17 protein-coding genes are annotated in these 15,820 nt (G+C 64.3%); 9 read left to right on the plus strand and 8 right to left on the minus strand.

Going from position 1 to position 15,820, the window contains the following annotated elements:
* Positions 1-47: 47 nt before the first annotated feature.
* The 7 genes from HWX14_RS25500 (at position 48) to HWX14_RS25530 (ending at position 6,256) form a co-directional block, all read left to right on the plus strand.
* Positions 48-749 (plus strand): GntR family transcriptional regulator, encoded by a 702-nt coding sequence (locus HWX14_RS25500; RefSeq protein ID WP_126365612.1) that lies wholly within the window; start codon positions 48-50, stop codon positions 747-749.
* A gap of 155 nt (positions 750-904) precedes the next feature.
* Complete coding sequence (locus HWX14_RS25505) at positions 905-1,789, plus strand: glycosyltransferase family 2 protein (protein WP_175885126.1); 885 nt, start codon at positions 905-907, stop codon at positions 1,787-1,789.
* A gap of 78 nt (positions 1,790-1,867) precedes the next feature.
* Complete coding sequence (locus HWX14_RS25510) at positions 1,868-2,803, plus strand: dihydrodipicolinate synthase family protein (RefSeq protein ID WP_175885127.1); 936 nt, start codon at positions 1,868-1,870, stop codon at positions 2,801-2,803.
* Positions 2,804-2,907: 104 nt separating this feature from the next.
* Positions 2,908-4,086: an L-rhamnonate dehydratase gene (gene rhmD / locus HWX14_RS25515; protein WP_175885128.1), complete on the plus strand. Its 1,179-nt coding sequence runs from the start codon at positions 2,908-2,910 to the stop codon at positions 4,084-4,086.
* Between the two features lie 101 nt (positions 4,087-4,187).
* The gene (locus tag HWX14_RS25520; protein ID WP_175885129.1) at positions 4,188-4,976 is read left to right on the plus strand and encodes an SDR family NAD(P)-dependent oxidoreductase; all 789 of its coding nucleotides are present in this window, start codon (positions 4,188-4,190) and stop codon (positions 4,974-4,976) included.
* 17 nt (positions 4,977-4,993) lie between these two features.
* Positions 4,994-5,308, plus strand: coding sequence for an L-rhamnose mutarotase (rhaM, locus tag HWX14_RS25525; RefSeq protein ID WP_175885130.1), 315 nt, complete (start codon positions 4,994-4,996; stop codon positions 5,306-5,308).
* Positions 5,309-5,359: 51 nt separating this feature from the next.
* Entirely contained in the window at positions 5,360-6,256 is an 897-nt protein-coding gene (locus HWX14_RS25530; RefSeq protein WP_175885131.1) for an amidohydrolase family protein, read from the plus strand.
* Positions 6,257-6,372: 116 nt separating this feature from the next.
* On the opposite strand, the gene HWX14_RS25535 is transcribed toward HWX14_RS25530, so the two are convergent.
* Positions 6,373-7,227: an SDR family oxidoreductase gene (locus HWX14_RS25535; protein ID WP_175885569.1), complete on the minus strand. Its 855-nt coding sequence runs from the start codon at positions 7,225-7,227 to the stop codon at positions 6,373-6,375.
* 139 nt (positions 7,228-7,366) lie between these two features.
* Between HWX14_RS25535 and HWX14_RS25540 the strand changes: the two genes are divergently transcribed.
* On the plus strand, positions 7,367-7,702 hold the full coding sequence (locus tag HWX14_RS25540) for a helix-turn-helix domain-containing protein (protein ID WP_244130331.1): 336 nt from the start codon (positions 7,367-7,369) through the stop codon (positions 7,700-7,702).
* 19 nt (positions 7,703-7,721) lie between these two features.
* Here HWX14_RS25540 and HWX14_RS25545 read toward each other — a convergent pair whose 3' ends face one another.
* The 7 genes from HWX14_RS25545 to HWX14_RS25575 form a co-directional block, all read right to left on the minus strand.
* Complete coding sequence (locus HWX14_RS25545) at positions 7,722-7,991, minus strand: hypothetical protein (protein ID WP_244130332.1); 270 nt, start codon at positions 7,989-7,991, stop codon at positions 7,722-7,724.
* Positions 7,992-8,105: 114 nt separating this feature from the next.
* The gene (locus HWX14_RS25550) at positions 8,106-8,420 is read right to left on the minus strand and encodes a helicase (protein WP_175885133.1); all 315 of its coding nucleotides are present in this window, start codon (positions 8,418-8,420) and stop codon (positions 8,106-8,108) included.
* Positions 8,421-8,558: 138 nt separating this feature from the next.
* Positions 8,559-10,604 carry a transketolase gene (gene tkt, locus HWX14_RS25555; protein ID WP_175885134.1) on the minus strand — a complete coding sequence of 682 codons (2,046 nt, stop codon included), beginning with the start codon at positions 10,602-10,604 and terminating at the stop codon, positions 8,559-8,561.
* A 279-nt stretch (positions 10,605-10,883) separates the two neighbouring features.
* A complete protein-coding gene (locus HWX14_RS25560) occupies positions 10,884-11,843 on the minus strand; it encodes an enoyl-CoA hydratase/isomerase family protein (protein ID WP_175885135.1) in 960 nt (319 codons plus the stop codon).
* Positions 11,844-12,070: 227 nt separating this feature from the next.
* The gene (locus HWX14_RS25565) at positions 12,071-12,442 is read right to left on the minus strand and encodes a BON domain-containing protein (RefSeq protein ID WP_175885136.1); all 372 of its coding nucleotides are present in this window, start codon (positions 12,440-12,442) and stop codon (positions 12,071-12,073) included.
* Positions 12,443-12,554: 112 nt separating this feature from the next.
* Positions 12,555-13,493, minus strand: coding sequence for a LysR family transcriptional regulator (locus HWX14_RS25570; RefSeq protein ID WP_175885570.1), 939 nt, complete (start codon positions 13,491-13,493; stop codon positions 12,555-12,557).
* Between the two features lie 273 nt (positions 13,494-13,766).
* Positions 13,767-14,747 (minus strand): NAD(P)H-quinone oxidoreductase, encoded by a 981-nt coding sequence (locus HWX14_RS25575; protein ID WP_175885571.1) that lies wholly within the window; start codon positions 14,745-14,747, stop codon positions 13,767-13,769.
* A gap of 194 nt (positions 14,748-14,941) precedes the next feature.
* On the opposite strand from HWX14_RS25575, the gene HWX14_RS25580 reads away from it, so the two are divergent.
* Entirely contained in the window at positions 14,942-15,814 is an 873-nt protein-coding gene (locus HWX14_RS25580) for a LysR family transcriptional regulator (RefSeq protein WP_244130333.1), read from the plus strand.
* Positions 15,815-15,820: the final 6 nt, after the last annotated feature.

Raw genomic sequence — 15,820 nt, forward strand, 5'->3', positions numbered from 1 at the left:
CGATGGATAATGACGCGCGGTGACAACAGGTGGAACCAGGAGACGAGATGTCGACTTCCGTTATGGCTGGCCGGGAGACCGCGGCGCCCACGCGCACGGGCCTCACGGTCAACGAGATTTACGAGCAGTTGAAACAGATGGCCGTGCTGTACGAGATCCGGCCGGGCGAACGGTTCAACGAGCTGGAGCTTGCCGAGCGCTTCAACGTGAGTCGCACGCCGATTCGCGAGGCGCTGAACCGGCTCGTTGCCGAAAACCTGCTGGTGTTCGTGCCGAACCGCGGTTTCTTCATTCGGGAACTGGAGGGGAAGGATGTGTTCGATCTGTTCGAATTGCGTCGCTCGATCGAGACGACCGCGGTGATGCTCGCGTGCGAACGCGCGTCGGACAACGACATCAAGGCGCTGCGACGCTTCTGGAAGCAGGTGATGAAGAATGCCGCGCGGATGTCGTCGGCCGAGCTGGTCGTCAAGGACGAGCAGTTTCACCTGGAGCTCGCCGCGTTATCGGGCAATGCCGAGATCGGCCGGGTGCTGCAAGGGATCAACGCGCGGATTCACTACGTGCGCTGGGTCGACGTCGATCAGCGACGCAACGAGGCGTTTACCGAGCATCTCGAGATTCTCGACGCGCTCGCCGAACGCGATGCGGCGCGGTGCGCGACGCTGACCGACACGCATATCCGCTGGCGGATGGAGGAGATCACGCGCGTCGTCCAGGCGAGCGTCGTCAAGCTGTACGCAAAATAAGGAAAGACCGGCTGCGGCATTTGCGACGATCGCGCGCAGTACGCGAACGGGGGCAGGCAGGCCGGTCGACGAGACAAGCAGTCGTGCAAAGGAGGACGGGCCGCCCGGATCGACCGGCGCGGCGCATCGCTACTTGATCGTCACGAGGTGCCGTCATGACACACGGTACGTTGGTCACGCTGTACAAGCCGTCCGCGGCGCAGATCGAGCATTTGCTGACCTTGCCCGCAAAAAGCCCCGCCGTCGTCGCGGTCGACAATTCGCCCGTCGCCGATCGTGCACTGTACGCACGGCTCGCCGAAGGCGGCGTCGACGTGATCGCGAATCACAATCGCGGCGGCATCGCCGGTGCGTTCAACGCCGGCGTCGAATTCCTGATCGGCCGCGGCTGCGACGTCTTCTTCATCTTCGATCAGGATTCGCACGTTCCGGACGACTATTTCGACCGAATGCTGGCCGGCTGCGCGCGGGTGGGCGACAGCCGCTTCCTGGTCGGCCCGCGGATCTTCAACCGCAATTTCCAGCGCGACCTGCCGTTGTTCACGGTGCGCCGCTGGTCCGCGCAGATCACGCCGATCCACGGCGGCGCGCACGGCCTGCTGTCGTGCTCGGTCATCATCTCGTCGGGCACCGCGATCTCGCTCGACGCGTATCGCGCGCTCGGCCGCTTCCGCGAGGATTTCTTCATCGACCACGTCGACGCGGAATACTGCATGCGCGCGCAGGCGCACGGCGTGCCGGTATGCGTCAACGCCGACGTGTCGCTGCCCCACGAACTCGGCAGCCCGTCCGCGCAGCAGCACTGGCCGCGCGTCGAGATCTTCGATCAGAGCGCGCTGCGCCACTACTATGCGGCGCGCAACTGCATCCTCGTCGCGCGTGATTACTGGCGCCGTTATCCGGCCATGCTGCTGATCAACCTCATCACGCTCAAGCACGTCGCGTTCGTGCTGCTGCATGCGCGCAACAAGCGCCTGAAGCTGAAGGCAATCTATTGCGGCGTGACGGACGGGCTGCGAGGGCGGTACGGGCGCGTGTGACGCTTGATTTGTCGCGGTATGGGCGCACGACCAACGCGCCACACAATTCGGATCACTGATTATAAGAGAGGATTCCAGATGAGCTTGCCAACGCCGATTCACCGCCGCTATACGGGCGCGTTCTCCGTCGCGCCGACGATCTTCACCGAGTCGGGCGAGATCGACATGCCGGGCCAGAAGCGCTGTGTCGACTTCATCATCGACGCGGGAGCGGACGGCCTGTGCATCCTGGCGAACTACTCCGAACAGTTTTCGTTGACCGACGACGAGCGCGAGCGGCTCATCGCGGCGATCCTCGAACACGTGGCGGGACGCGTGCCGGTGATCGTGACGACCACGCATTTCAGTCCGACGATCTGCGCGGCGCGCAGCCGCGCCGCGCAGGCGGCCGGTGCGGCGATGGTGATGGTGATGCCGCCGTACCACGGCGCGACGATCCGGTGCGGCGAGGCCGCGATCGAGCAGTTCTATGCCGAGCTTTCCGACGCGATCGCGATTCCGATCATGTACCAGGACGCGCCGATGAGCGGCACGCAGGTATCGGCCGCGTTTCTGGCGCGCATCGCGCACACGATTCCGAATCTGCGCTACTTCAAGATCGAGGTGCCGCAGTCGGCGGCGAAGCTGCGCGAATTGATCGCGCTCGGCGGCGACGCGATCGAGGGGCCGTTCGACGGCGAGGAAGCGATCACGCTGCTTGCCGATCTCGATGCGGGCGCAACCGGCAGCATCCTCGGCGGCGGCTATCCGGACGGGCTGCGGCCGATTCTCGCCGCGTATCTCGCCGGGCAGCGCGACGACGCGATCGCCCAGTACGAGCAATGGCTGCCGTTGATCAACTACGAGAACCGTCAGGCCGGCCTGCTGGCGGCGAAGGCGCTGATGAAGGAGGGCGGCGTGATCGCCTCGGACGCGCCGCGTCGTCCGCTCTTGCCGCTGCATCCGGCGACGCGCGCGGGCCTGATCGAGATCGCGCGACGGCTCGATGCGCTGGTGCTGCGCTGGGCACGCTGACGCGACTGCCTCGCAGCACGACCATGCGATTTCCGCCGCAATCCATGCGCACGACGCGCACGGGCGGCCGCCGCACCCGATGACCCAAACAAGGAACCCGAAGAATGAGCATGCCGACGATACGCGCGGTCCGCGCGCTGACGGTGCGTGGTGGCGGTGCCGACTACCACGATCAGGATGCCGGTCACTGGATCGACGACCACATTGCGACGCCGATGTCGCGCTACCCCGAATACCGGCAGAGCCGCCAGTCGTTCGGCATCAACGTGCTCGGCACGCTCGTGATCGAAGTCGAGGCCAGCGACGGCACGGTCGGCTTTGCGGTGACGACCGGCGGCGAGATCGGCGCGTTCATCGTCGAGCGGCATCTCGCGCGCTTCATCGAAGGGCAGCGCGTGACCGACATCGAGAAGATGTGGGATCAGATGTTCCATGCGACGCTGTACTACGGGCGCAAGGGTGTCGTGCTCAATGCGATCTCCGGCGTCGATCTCGCGCTGTGGGATCTGCTCGCGAAGGTCCGGCAGGAGCCCGTGCACCAGTTGCTCGGCGGCAAGGTGCGCGACGAGCTCGAGTTCTACGCGACCGGCGCGCGGCCCGATCTCGCGAAGGAAATGGGCTTCATCGGCGGCAAGCTGCCGCTGCATCACGGCCCGGCCGAAGGAGAGGCCGGCCTGCGCCGCAATCTCGACGCGCTCGCCGAGATGCGTTCGCGTGTCGGCGCCGATTTCTGGCTGATGCTCGACTGCTGGATGAGCCTCGACGTGCCGTATGCGACGCGGCTCGCGCACGAAGCGCACGCGCTCGGCCTGAAATGGATCGAGGAATGCCTGCCGCCCGACGACTACTGGGGCTACGCGAAGCTGCGCCGCGACGTGCCGCGCGGCATGCTCGTCACGACCGGCGAGCACGAGGCGACCCGCTGGGGCTTCCGGATGCTGCTGGAGATGGAGTGCTGCGACATCATTCAGCCGGACGTCGGCTGGTGCGGCGGTCTCACCGAGCTGATGCGGATCTCGGCGCTCGCCGATTCGCGCGGCGTGCTGGTGATTCCGCACGGCTCGTCGGTCTACAGCTATCACTTCGTCGCGACGCGGCACAACAGCCCGTTCGCCGAATTCCTGATGATGGCGCCGCAGGCGGATCGCGTCGTGCCGATGTTCGATCCGCTGCTGCTCGACGAGCCGGTGCCGGTCGGCGGGCGGATGAAGGTACCCGACACGCCCGGTTTCGGCGTGCGCCTGAATCCGGACGTGCGCATGCAGCGCCCGTACGAACACTGAGCGCGCGGAGGCGCGCATCCGCATCGTGATTGATGCCGGCTGGTTCGAATGGCGCGGCAGCCGCTACTGAACGCGTGATGGTCGAGGTGGAGGAGGGCGCAATGACGAAGTTGCTCGAAGACAGGATCGTCGTCGTGACGGGCGGATCGCGCGGGATCGGCCGCGCGATTGCGCTGGCGTGTGCGCGGCATGGCGCGGACGTCGTCGTCAACTACTGGACGAACCCGTTGCTGCCTGCGCAGGCCGATCACGGGATCGACGCGCTCGTCGACGCGATCCGCGCGACGGGGCGCGACGCGCTGGCCGTGCCGGGCGACGTCGCGCAGCCCGACACGGCGCGCGCACTGGTCGCGGCCGCAGTCGAGCGATTCGGCCGGATCGACGTGCTGGCGAGCAATGCCGGAATCTGCCCGTTCCACGGCTTCCTGGACTTGCCGCCCGAGCTGCTGCAACGAACGATGGAAGTGAACCTGCACGGCGCGTTCTACATGACCCAGGCCGTCGCCCGGCAAATGGCCGCGCAAGGGCAGGGCGGCGCGATCGTCGCGACCAGTTCGATCAGCGCGCTGGTCGGCGGCGGCATGCAGACGCACTACACGCCGACCAAGGCCGGCGTCCATGCGCTGATGCAGTCGTGCGCGGTCGCGCTCGCGCCGCATCGGATCCGCTGCAATTCGGTGCTGCCCGGCACGATCCGCACCGAAATCAACGACGACGATCTCGCCGCGCCCGGCAAGACCGAGTACTTCGAGCGCCGGATTCCGCTCGGCCGCCTCGGCGAGCCGGACGACGTCGCCGACTGCGTCGTGTTTCTCGCGTCCGACATGGCGCGCTACGTGAATGGCGCGGCGCTGCTCGTCGACGGCGGCATGTACGTGAACCTTCAGTGAAACCGCGAGGCATGGGCATGGAAACGATCGCCTTCAGGATGCGCCTGCACCCCGGCAAGCGGGACGAATACCGGCGCCGGCACGATGCGATCTGGCCGGAACTGGCCGACGCGCTGCGTGCGGCGGGCATCTCCGACTACTGGATCTTTCTCGACGACGACACCCATCACCTGTTCGCCGTGCTCAAACGGCCGGCCGATCACCGGCTCGCGCAACTCGCCGAAACGGACGTGATGCGCCGCTGGTGGGCGTACATGGCCGACCTGATGGCGACCGGGCCGGACGGGCGCCCGGTCGAGAAATCGCTGGAGCCGATGTTTCATCTGGAGTGACGCAGATCCGTTGCAGCGGATCTGCGTGTCGCACGAACTCACGGAGCCCACATGCAGGTTGTCGATCCCCATGTCCACTTCTGGGACGCCGACGCGCTGAGTTACAGCTGGCTCGATCGCGCGCAGCCGGCATTCTCCGGCGCGGTGGCGGATTTGCCGCGCCGCTACCTGCCCGCTGACTTGCGCGAGGATGCCGGCGCGGATATCGACGTGCTGAAGGTCGTGCACGTCGAGGCGATCCACGATGCGTGGACGACGCCGAGCGAAGTCGACTGGCTGCAGGCGCTTGCCGACGCGCCGGCGAGCGGCGGGATGCCGGACGGCATCGTCGCGGGCGTCGACCTGTTCGCGCCGGACGCACGCATCCGGCTCGCCGGCGCGGCGGCGCATCCGAACGTGCGCGGCATTCGTCAGGTGTTGAACCGGCATCCTGACCGCTGGTACAACTACGTCGACGTGGACTATCTGGCCGAACCGCGCTGGCGCGAGAACTTCGGGATGCTGAGCGAGTTCGGTTTGTCGTTCGACCTGCAGTTGTACCCGGCCCAGGTCGGCGCGGCGCTCGCCGTCATCGACGCGCACCCCGACACGCCCGTGATCGTCAATCACACGGGCATGTTCGTCGACCGGAGCAGCGTGCACGGCTGGCGCGAATGGCGCGACGGACTGCGCGGGCTCGCGCGGCGGGCGAACGTGACGATGAAGCTGTCCGGGCTCGCGATGTTCGACCATCGCTGGACGGTCGAGAGCTTCCGCCCGTACGTGCTGGAGGCGATCGACGTGTTCGGCGCCGCGCGCTGCATGTTCGCGTCGAATTTCCCGGTCGATCGGCTCCATGCCGGCTATCAAGCGCTGTGGCACGCTTACGCGGCGATCGTCGCGGGAGCTGGCGACAACGAGCGCGACGCACTGTTCGTCCACAATGCGATGCGAATTTACCGGTTGTGAGCCACGCGCCCGCCATCGAGCGGCGAGCGTTGTCGCCGAAGTGCGTCCCGGCAGCGTCAGCCGGACGCGCACGCTGCAGCGGCGCTGGGCTGACGCCTCATCGGGACTTGTTCGCCTTAACCGCGCAACGCGGTGGCAACGACGCTCGCCAGCGGCGTCGTGGGTCGACCGATCAGCCGCGCGAGCGCGCCGCCGTCGTCGAACAGCGCGCCGCGCGACGCGGCCACGTCGGCATCGGCGAGGACGCTGGCGAACTCGGGCGGCAACCCGGCGCTCGTCAGCACGTCTGCATAAGCGTCCTGCGCAAGATCGTTGTAGACGACGGTCTTGCCGGACTGCCGCGACACCTCCGCGGCTAGCTGTGCCAGCGTGAACGCATCGTCGGCCGCCAGTTCATACGTTTTTCCTGCATGGCCGTCCGTCGTCAGTGCCACGGCCGCGGCCTCGGCATAGTCCTTCCGCGCGGCGGAAGAGAAGCGCCCCTCCTTCGCGGCCCCGATGAACGCGCCGTGCTCGAGCGCAGCGGGGAGGGCCATCAGATGGTTTTCCGTGTACCAGCCATTGCGCAGGATGACGGCGGGGACGCCCGAGGCCGCGATGACTTCTTCCGTCTGCCGATGCTCGATCGCGAGCCGGGCAGGCGACATGTCGGCGTGCAGCATGCTCGTATAGGCGAGCAACGAGACGCCAGCCTGCCCGGCTGCATCGATCACCGCGCGGTGCAACGGCAGGCGGCCGGCGACTTCGGTCGACGAGATCAGCAGCAGTTTGTCGACACCGACGAACGCGGCGGCGAGCGTTTCAGGCCGCTTGTAGTCGGCCTCGCGTACCACCACGCCACGCTCTTCAAGGTCGCGGACCTTCGCGGGATTCCTGACCGCCGCGACGATCCGGTTGGCCGGCACGGTTTCAAGCAATGCGTCGATCACAAGGCGCCCGAGTTGCCCGGATGCTCCCGTTATTGCATACATGTTCATTCTCTCCGTGATTCGGTAGGTGAGGTTCCAAGTGTAGGGAGGAAGGTTTCCATTGGAAACCATCTATCCATCGGTTACCATCATTTTCAAGTAACCAAATGGAAACCTCGGTGGGACGACGATGGGCTTGAGAATGCGAAAGAAGGTGGAGCCGCTTCCCGGCTGTCCGATGTCGAAATGCATGGCGTTGATCGGCGGCCTGTGGACGCCCGAACTGATCTGGTGCCTGAGCAATGGCCCGCGTCGGTTTTCGGAATTGCGGCGCGACAACCCGACCATCACCGCGAAGGTGCTGACCGGCAGGCTGCGTGATCTGGAGGAGCGGGGCGTGATCCGGCGAAGCGTGTTGCCGACGTCGCCGCCGTCGGTGGAATACGAGCTGACATCGCTGGGCGAGGAACTGCTGCCGGCGATTACGTCGATCGTGGAGGTCGGGTCGCGCCTGCTGCTTCGTGACCGGCCTCGCTAGTCATTCCCCACCGCGCGGGCTACCGCGCGCCCGTCGAACGACTGCGCTTCGTATTCGGCAACGGCTCGTGATGCATCGGCCCCTTGACGAGGTCGCTCATCGCGTCGCGGAGCCAGCGGTTGGCCGGCTCGTGATGAAAGCGCGGATGCCGGTGCGGATAAAGCTCATACGTGGGCGCGGGGAAGGGCAGCGGCAGCAGCGGGCCTGCGATGCGAGCGCCGTTGCGATCAATTTCTTCGGACCGGCGGGGCGTAGCAGTCAGGTCGCGGTGCTGGCGGCGCTGCGGCATCGCTTCTCGCCGGCAATGCGCGCAGCGGGCCTGCGCGCATTGCCGAACGGGACAGCATCGTCACGACGATCCGTGAACGGATCGCCGAGTGTGGCATCACGCCCGAGGAATGCTTTACGCGTCTTTCAACCAGGGCATTTCGACGGGCGACACGACCAGTTGCCGGAATTCGCGTTTCAGATCGAAGATGAACCCGACCAGGATCATGGAGTCGGCGTAAGGAATCGGAAAGACCTGCGGATTTTCCGGGTTACGCAGCGGGCGCTCCGGCGTGTCGGCTGTCGCCGCGGCGTTTTCGCGAACGCTTTCCAGGTCGTCTGCCATGGCCGGCCCGCCGGCTTTCAGCACACGGCTACGCAGCTCGCTGAAGGGTTCGATGCGCGCGGCGTCTTCGTGGTATTCAGGCACTTCATAAACGAACCAGGACATTGTCGTCTCCCATGAGAAGGGGCGCTATTCTAACGCTACGCGAGAATCTGCCGAAAATCGGGGCTGCCCACGTCTTCAGGTGGGCAAGCATTCGCCCGGAACGGCGAGTCATCGATCGACGAGCGGATTGCGGCAATGTCACACGTTGGATAACACCTGATGCGCCGCGCGAACGACCGCATCTACCGTGATGTCGAATTTTTTGTACACGTCGTTGATCTTTCCCGACTCGCCGAAGCTGTGCATGCCGACGAACCGACCCTCCGGTCCGATGTACCGCTCCCATCCGAGTTCGACCGCCGCCTCGACCGCGACTCTCGCCGGAGAAGTGCCCAGCACGGCCCGCTGGTAATCGCGCGGCTGCTCCTCGAACAGCAGGCGGCACGGCATCGATACGACGGCCGTCGGCACGCCTTCCTGCTGCAGGATGTCGCGTGCCTGGACGGCGAGGTCGACCTCCGAACCCGTCGCGAGCAGCGTGAGTTGGCGCGGTCCGCCATCGGCCTCCCGCAAAACATAGGCCCCTCGCGCTGACTTGTTTTCGTTTCCAGGCTCGCTGCGCAGCAGGGGGACCGGCTGTCGTGACAAGGCGAGGAGTGCAGCCCTGCGGGGCTGTTCGAGAATCAGTTCCCAGCACTCCGCCGTCTCGACCGGATCGGCCGGCCGATAGACGGCGAGTTGCGGAATGGCCCGCAGGGCGGCAAGTTGCTCGACGGGTTGATGAGTCGGGCCATCTTCGCCGAGACCAATGGAATCGTGCGTCATCACGAAGATGGAGCGCACCCGCATCATCGCGCTCAACCGGATCGCCGGGCGGCAGTAGTCAGAAAAGCAAAGGAAGGTGCCGCCGTACGGAATGAGGCCGCCATGAAGGGCAATGCCGTTCATCGCGGCGGCCATGCCGTGTTCGCGGACGCCGTAGTGGAGGTATGAGCCTTTGAACCGGCCGGGCTCGATCGCGACTTGATTCTTCGTCTTCGTATTGTTGGACTGCGTAAGATCCGCCGAGCCGCCCAGCAATTCCGGAATCGCGTCGAAGAGATGATCAAGCACTTCACCGCTGGCCTTGCGGGTGGCCATTGCACTGCCCGCGGCAACGAACGCCTGTCGTGCTGCCGCGATCGCCGCCTGCCAGTTGTCCGGAAGCTTTCCGGCATTGCGCCGGTCGAATTCGGCGCGCAGCGCCAGCGGCGTCCGGCGGACACGCTCATCCCACGCGAGTCTCGTCTCGCGGCCGCGCGCCCCGATCTCCCGCCATGCTTTCAGCAAGTCATCCGGGATTTCAAACGGCGGCGAATGCCAATCGAGGATCTGGCGTGCGCCCGCGATTTCATCCTCGCCCGGGGCATCGCTATGGGCTTTTTCGGTGCCAGCCTTCGTCGGAAAGCCGAACCCGATGATCGTCCTGCATGCGATCAGGGTCGGTCGGTCATTCGTAGTCCGAGCGGTCTCGATAGCGCGCCGTATCGCATCCGTGTCGTGACCGTCGATCTCCAGGACGTGCCATCCAGCCGAGTGAAAGCGCTCGATCTCGTTGTCCGAGACCGCGAGCTGGGTGGGACCGTCGATGGAAATCGAATTGTTGTCCCAGAACGCGATCAGTTTGCCCAACCGGAGGTGGCCGGCCAAGGAAATGGCCTCATGGCTGATGCCTTCCATCAGGCAACCGTCGCCGAGAAATACGTACGTGTAGTGATCGACGAGATCATCGCCGAACTGCGCATTCATGACGCGCTCGGCCAACGCCATGCCGACGGATTCCGCGATGCCTTGTCCGAGGGGACCGGTAGTCAGTTCGATTCCGTCGGCGTGCGAGTATTCGGGGTGACCTGGCGTCTTGCTGCCGACTTGCCGGAACCGCTTGAGCTCGTCGAGGGTCATGTCGGCATAGCCCGTGAGATAGAGCAGGCTGTAGAGGAGCATCGATGCGTGTCCGTTGGAAAGGACCAGCCGGTCTCGATCGATCCAGTGGGGGGCGGATGCATCAAATTGCATGAATTCGTTGAACAGGACCGTCGCGACGTCAGCCAGCCCCATTGGCGCACCGGGATGACCGCTGTTGGCGTTCTGTACCGCGTCCATGGCAAGGAAGCGAATACAATTCGCCAGCGCGCGAAGATGCGGGTCTCGTGGGGGCGGCACCGTCTTTGCGGTCGTGCGGGAATTTGCGGTGGGATCACTCATCGGTTCTCCTGTTTGGGCTCGGGAATGGAAGATGAGGCTCCGGGGCAATATGCATACCTTCTCGACGATGGCGAGGTTACGCCGGAATGCGTTTCGTATTGGCGTGGTCCTTGTCGTGAATCCTGGGATTCGACCCTTTTTGATTGATAATCCGCATTATGTAAAGTGAATGATGCGCGGAGGAAAGGCGCCCCCCCGCATCATTCACTGACACGCACTTTTCAAACATGTCGGGCCCGACGGTCCAACTCATCGATCCGCGATGAGCAAGAATGCCGCTCAATCGGCCGGAGGCAGTTTTGCCGAAAGGTCCGGAAACCGAAGCTCGCCTTCATAGGTTTCGGCACCCGCGGCAAGTATCGCTTTCACGCGCGCCTGAATTGCTTCGTGGGCGACACAAAGATCGGCCTCGTGCGCTTCCACCAGCAAACCTTCGGAGAATGAAACGTCGGACCCCATGTCCACGGACTTTTTCAGGTGGGCGATCGTCGTGGGCGGAAAGGTCGAGATGCGGCGCGCGAGCTTGTCCACGAAAGGACCCAGTTCGTTGGCCGGCAGCGCACGGTTGATATAGCCGTAGTGGTCCGCCAGTTCCGCAGAGAAGTCCTCCCCGCTCAACAGTACCTCGAGCGCTCGCGCGCGGCCCATCCGTCGCGGCAACCGCTGCGTGTTGCCGCCGCCCGGAACGAGTCCGCAGATGACCTCCGGTTGACCGAACACCGCGTTGCCGATCGCCGCGAAACACATGTCCGCGGCCAGCGCGATCTCGCATCCGCCGCCCCGCGCGATTCCTTCGACCTTCGCGATCACGGCCTTCGGCATGTTGCGCAGGCGCTCGCCGAGCATTTGCGTCAGGCGGAACGTGCGTGTATTCGACGTCGTTTTCGGCGCAGAGCCGACACGGTGCAGACCCGAGTGGGCGATGAAGAACTTCGGCACGGCGCTTTGCAGCACGACGACATGCACGCTCGCGTCCTGCTCCAGTTCGCGCGTCACCGCGTCGAATTCCGCCGACAGGACCTCGTCGAGCAGGTTCAGCGGCGGGTAGTTCAGCGTGACGGTCGCGACGCCGCCGTCGCGCGCGACCTGGATATGCTTGTAACCGGTATCGCCACTCCCCTGCGATGGAGCGGATTTGTCGGGCGCAGCGCCACGCCCTGTCGATGCGGGCAGCACGCCAGGCGCGAGTGTTGCGGCACCGAGTGACTGGACGAATAAACGTCGTGAGAAAGTCGACATGGCAGATTCCCTGGTTGATTAACAGACCGACGTGCTTACATTCGGCGGTTCAAGCTGTGCAAAATCTTGCGCTTGCCTGCCCGTCTGAGGAAAACCGATGCCCGGCATGGCGACTGGGCCCCTCTTTGAAGTCTGTTTTCGAATGCCGGATCTTTCACCCTGCGAATTCCTCCGAATGCTTGACGTCCGGAGGGCATGGATCGATCAGCAGCGGCCAACATGCCGCATCATTGGCCGCCTTCCATTCGCAACCCGAGCTTACTGGTTACCGACGTTACGCCCGGAACTTGGCGAGCCGCCTCCACCGCAGCCTTATTCTGAGCCTCGTCCGTTATCATTCCCGCCAGCGTCACCTCGCCAGTCTTTGCCTTGGCAAACACGGTTACCTGTGCATTGCCGATGCCGGGCGCCTTTACGATCGCTTGCCGCACCCTCTTCGCGAATTTGCGATTTTCCAGGCGCTCGGCCTTCTTTGCCGAGCGAGACGACGTAGTCGGCGGCTTGGCCGTTTGCGTGTCGGGAGTGTCGGATTGCGCGTAGCAAGTTACAGACATCAACGCGACGACACCGGCCGAAGCGATCATGGAACGTAGCTTCATCATCTTCTCCTCATCAAGAACGAAGCTCAAACAGTGGATTTGGGGCGTCACGGTCTGGCACCCGGTATTGCGGGTGTGTGGCACCTGCAATTTCAATTGAAGCGCACGGACTTTATGCGGGAATCGAATTCAATGCACCTTCGTCGGCCTCCAGCGCCGGCGACAGTGTCATGCGCAGGTGGTCCAGAAATGTTCGGATCTTCGCGTCCATGAACTGCCGAGACACGTATATGGCATAAACATCCAGCATCGTCAGACGGTAGTCGGGCAATACCCTGACAAGCTTCCCGCTTCGTAGATCATCGATAGCTGAATAGATGGCCAGCGACCCGATGCCCATTCCAGCTCGCAGGGCAATCGCCAGTGCTTCCGGTGCGTTCGCCTGAAACGGCGCCGAAAGAACGGAGTGTGATATCACCTCGCCGCGCGCGCCATGCAGCAGCCATTCATCGTTCGGATCGGCAGGCGTGTCGAGCCGCAAACATGTATGGTCGGCGAGATCGGCTGGCTTCGATGGGGTGCCATGTCGATCGAGATAAGCTTTCGACGCGACCAGCACGCTATAGGATCTGCCATAGGGGTGCGCGATATATCCGGAATCAGGAAGACTCGATGCCGTAACCACCGAAATATCGTAGCCGTCTTCCACCAGGTTCGGCATCCTCTGCGAATACGTGATCTCGACGGCAACCTCGGGAAAGGCCGCTTGATAGGCCACGGCTGCTTCGGTTACATGACTCTGTCCCAAGCCAGGCATGGTATGGACACGCAACCGCCCGTACGGCCTGACGAGTGCATTTCTTGCCTCGGCATTTGCCTGGTCGACATCGCCAAGAATTGATAACAGGCACTCGAAATAGCGCCGTCCGCTGTCGGTGAGCGAGATCCGTCGTGTCGTTCGATTCAGCAGGCGAGTCTGCGCGTATTCCTCGAGGCCAGACACCGCTCGCGACACTTGCGCAATCGCAACATCGGTCTGCTTTGCCACGGCCGTAAAGCTACCTGCCTGAACGACACGCACAAATGTGCGCATGTTTTCGAGCATATCCATTTTCATCCATTGCCTTTCATTGCCCGTGCCTGAACCGGCAATTTCGAAGCCTGCTTCTGCACGCCTCGGGGAGGCGCCGGTCGAGCGACAACGTACATGCAATGACGAAATCGCTCGTTCCGCCAAGGCCATGCTCAACTCGACAGTTCGAATTGTCGAACTTTCACCCTCGCAGGATCACCCCCCGCACGGGGGGCTACCCGCCATTCGTTCGTATGAGATGCTCGAAGGACCACGCGACTTTCCGTCGTGGACAATTCGTCAATAGTGTCTCTACGGGCGGAGTACGATCTTGCCGATATGGCGGCCGGAATCCATCAATTCATGCGCCGCACGTGCATCGTGAAGATCGAACAACCGGTACACCTGCGGCTTGACGGTGCCTTGCCGGATCAACGGCCACACGGCGTGCTCCAGCTCGAGAATGATCCGCGCCTTCTCCTCATAGGTGCGCGAGCGCAGCGTCGAGCCGATGTGCGTGAGCCGCTTCGTCAGCATCGGGAACAGGTCGAGTTCCTTTGCCGGGCCATTGATCACGCCGATCTGCACGATGCGGCCATTCAGCGCGGCCGCCGCGAAATTGCGCGCGACGTAGTCGCCGGCGATGATATCGACGATCACGTCGACGCCCTTGCCGTCCGTGAAGCGCGCGACCGCCTCGACGAAATCCTCGCTGCGGTAGTCGATCGCGTGATCGGCACCGAGGCGCACGCTCGCGTCGCGCTGCGCGTCCGAGCCGACGGTCGTGATGATTTTCGACGCGCCGAACGCTTTCGCCAGCATCGTCGCGGTCGTGCCGATGCCGGACGCGCCGCCGTGGATCAGCACGCTTTCGCCGGCCTTGAACCCGCCGCGCTGAAACAGGTTTAGCCAGACCGTCATGAAGGTCTCCGGCATCGCCGCCGCTTCCGTCATGTCGAGACCGTCGGGAATCGCAAGCGTATTGCGTTCGTTCGCGACCGCGTATTGCGCGTAGCCGCCGCCGGGAATCAGCGCGCACACGCGATCGCCGATCGCGAAGCGCGTGACGTCGTGGCCGAGCGCGACGACTTCGCCCGCGACCTCGAGACCGGGAATGTCCGAGGCGCCGGGCGGCGGATCGTACAACCCCTTGCGCTGGAACACGTCGGGGCCGTTGACGCCGGCCGCGTGAATGCGGATCAGCACTTCGCCGATGCCGGGCGACGGCACCGCACGGGTAGTCGGCACGAGCACTTCGGGGCCGCCGGGACGCACGATTTCGATCGCGGTCATGCTGGCGGGGAGCGGTTTCACGTCATCAATCACGATATGATCCTTAACGTTCGTCGATGCCCGACCGATTCACGGGCCTTCCCGGAATCGCGGCATCGCAATGTGTGTGAAGAGAGTCTAGGGGCGATGCTGCGCGCGCACACGCAGCGAATTGCCGATCGGGGAATGCAAAAATGCATCAGTCGGGACACACGATGAACTGGGACGACGCGCGCGTCTTTCTCGCGATTCATCGCGAGCGCACCTTGCGCCGCGCGGCACAGACGCTCGGCGTCGACCAGGCAACCGTCGGGCGGCGGCTCGCGACGCTCGAACACATGCTCGGCGCGACACTGTTCCTGCGCTCGTCGAAAGGCTATCTGCCCACACCGGTCGGCGAACTCGCGTTACGTGCCGCCGAGGCGATGGAGCAACACGCGCACGAACTGGTCCGGTTGACGCAAGGTGTCGACCGGCGGCTCGCCGGCGAAGTGAAGATCACGACCACGGATGCGCTCGCGCTCGAATTCGTGATGCCGTCGATCGCGCGACTTCACGCGAAGCATCCGGACGTATCGGTCGCGTTGAACACGTCGACGCAAGTCCTGAACCTTGCGAAGCGCGAAGCCGATATTGCGGTCCGCACGGTGCGGCCCGAGAATCCCGATCTCGTCGCGCGTCGCCTGGCACGCTGGGACATGGGCCTGTTCGCGTCGCAAGACTATCTGCGCCGGCACGGCGAGCCCGAGCGCGGCCACGCGTTCGCAGGGCACGACCTCGTCGTCTACCAGCCGTACATCGACGCGAGCCGAACCCCGACGATCGCCGGCGAGCCGATCGATGGCGGCCGCATCGTCACGCGCACGACTTCCAATCTGATGATGCGTGCCGCGCTGCGCTCGGGCCTCGGGATCGGCGAGGTTCCGGTTCACATGGGAGAGCGCGACGGGCTCGCGCGCGTGTGGCCGGAACGTGTTCGTGCGGCACCGTACGAAGTGTGGCTCGTCACGCATCGCGACCTGCGCCACACCGCGCGCATTCGCGCGGCGATCGACGAAATCTCGGCGTCGTTCGCCACCCATCGTTGACGCCCG

The sequence above is a fragment of the Burkholderia sp. BCC0044 genome (assembly GCF_902832955.1).
Taxonomy (GTDB): domain Bacteria; phylum Pseudomonadota; class Gammaproteobacteria; order Burkholderiales; family Burkholderiaceae; genus Burkholderia.

Bases quoted from the DNA above. Each gene is read 5' to 3' on its own strand.
- HWX14_RS25570 (WP_175885570.1), bottom strand. From the start codon at position 13,493: ATGGATATGCTCGAAAACATGCGCACATTTGTGCGTGTCGTTCAGGCA.
- HWX14_RS25560 (WP_175885135.1), bottom strand. From the start codon at position 11,843: ATGTCGACTTTCTCACGACGTTTATTCGTCCAGTCACTCGGTGCCGCA.
- HWX14_RS25545 (WP_244130332.1), bottom strand. From the start codon at position 7,991: ATGCCGCAGCGCCGCCAGCACCGCGACCTGACTGCTACGCCCCGCCGG.
- tkt (WP_175885134.1), bottom strand. From the start codon at position 10,604: ATGAGTGATCCCACCGCAAATTCCCGCACGACCGCAAAGACGGTGCCG.
- HWX14_RS25530 (WP_175885131.1), top strand. From the start codon at position 5,360: ATGCAGGTTGTCGATCCCCATGTCCACTTCTGGGACGCCGACGCGCTG.
- HWX14_RS25520 (WP_175885129.1), top strand. From the start codon at position 4,188: ATGACGAAGTTGCTCGAAGACAGGATCGTCGTCGTGACGGGCGGATCG.
- HWX14_RS25550 (WP_175885133.1), bottom strand. From the start codon at position 8,420: ATGTCCTGGTTCGTTTATGAAGTGCCTGAATACCACGAAGACGCCGCG.
- HWX14_RS25535 (WP_175885569.1), bottom strand. From the start codon at position 7,227: ATGTATGCAATAACGGGAGCATCCGGGCAACTCGGGCGCCTTGTGATC.
- HWX14_RS25580 (WP_244130333.1), top strand. From the start codon at position 14,942: ATGAACTGGGACGACGCGCGCGTCTTTCTCGCGATTCATCGCGAGCGC.
- rhmD (WP_175885128.1), top strand. From the start codon at position 2,908: ATGAGCATGCCGACGATACGCGCGGTCCGCGCGCTGACGGTGCGTGGT.
- HWX14_RS25575 (WP_175885571.1), bottom strand. From the start codon at position 14,747: ATGACCGCGATCGAAATCGTGCGTCCCGGCGGCCCCGAAGTGCTCGTG.
- HWX14_RS25565 (WP_175885136.1), bottom strand. From the start codon at position 12,442: ATGAAGCTACGTTCCATGATCGCTTCGGCCGGTGTCGTCGCGTTGATG.
- HWX14_RS25540 (WP_244130331.1), top strand. From the start codon at position 7,367: ATGCGAAAGAAGGTGGAGCCGCTTCCCGGCTGTCCGATGTCGAAATGC.
- HWX14_RS25500 (WP_126365612.1), top strand. From the start codon at position 48: ATGTCGACTTCCGTTATGGCTGGCCGGGAGACCGCGGCGCCCACGCGC.
- HWX14_RS25505 (WP_175885126.1), top strand. From the start codon at position 905: ATGACACACGGTACGTTGGTCACGCTGTACAAGCCGTCCGCGGCGCAG.
- rhaM (WP_175885130.1), top strand. From the start codon at position 4,994: ATGGAAACGATCGCCTTCAGGATGCGCCTGCACCCCGGCAAGCGGGAC.
- HWX14_RS25510 (WP_175885127.1), top strand. From the start codon at position 1,868: ATGAGCTTGCCAACGCCGATTCACCGCCGCTATACGGGCGCGTTCTCC.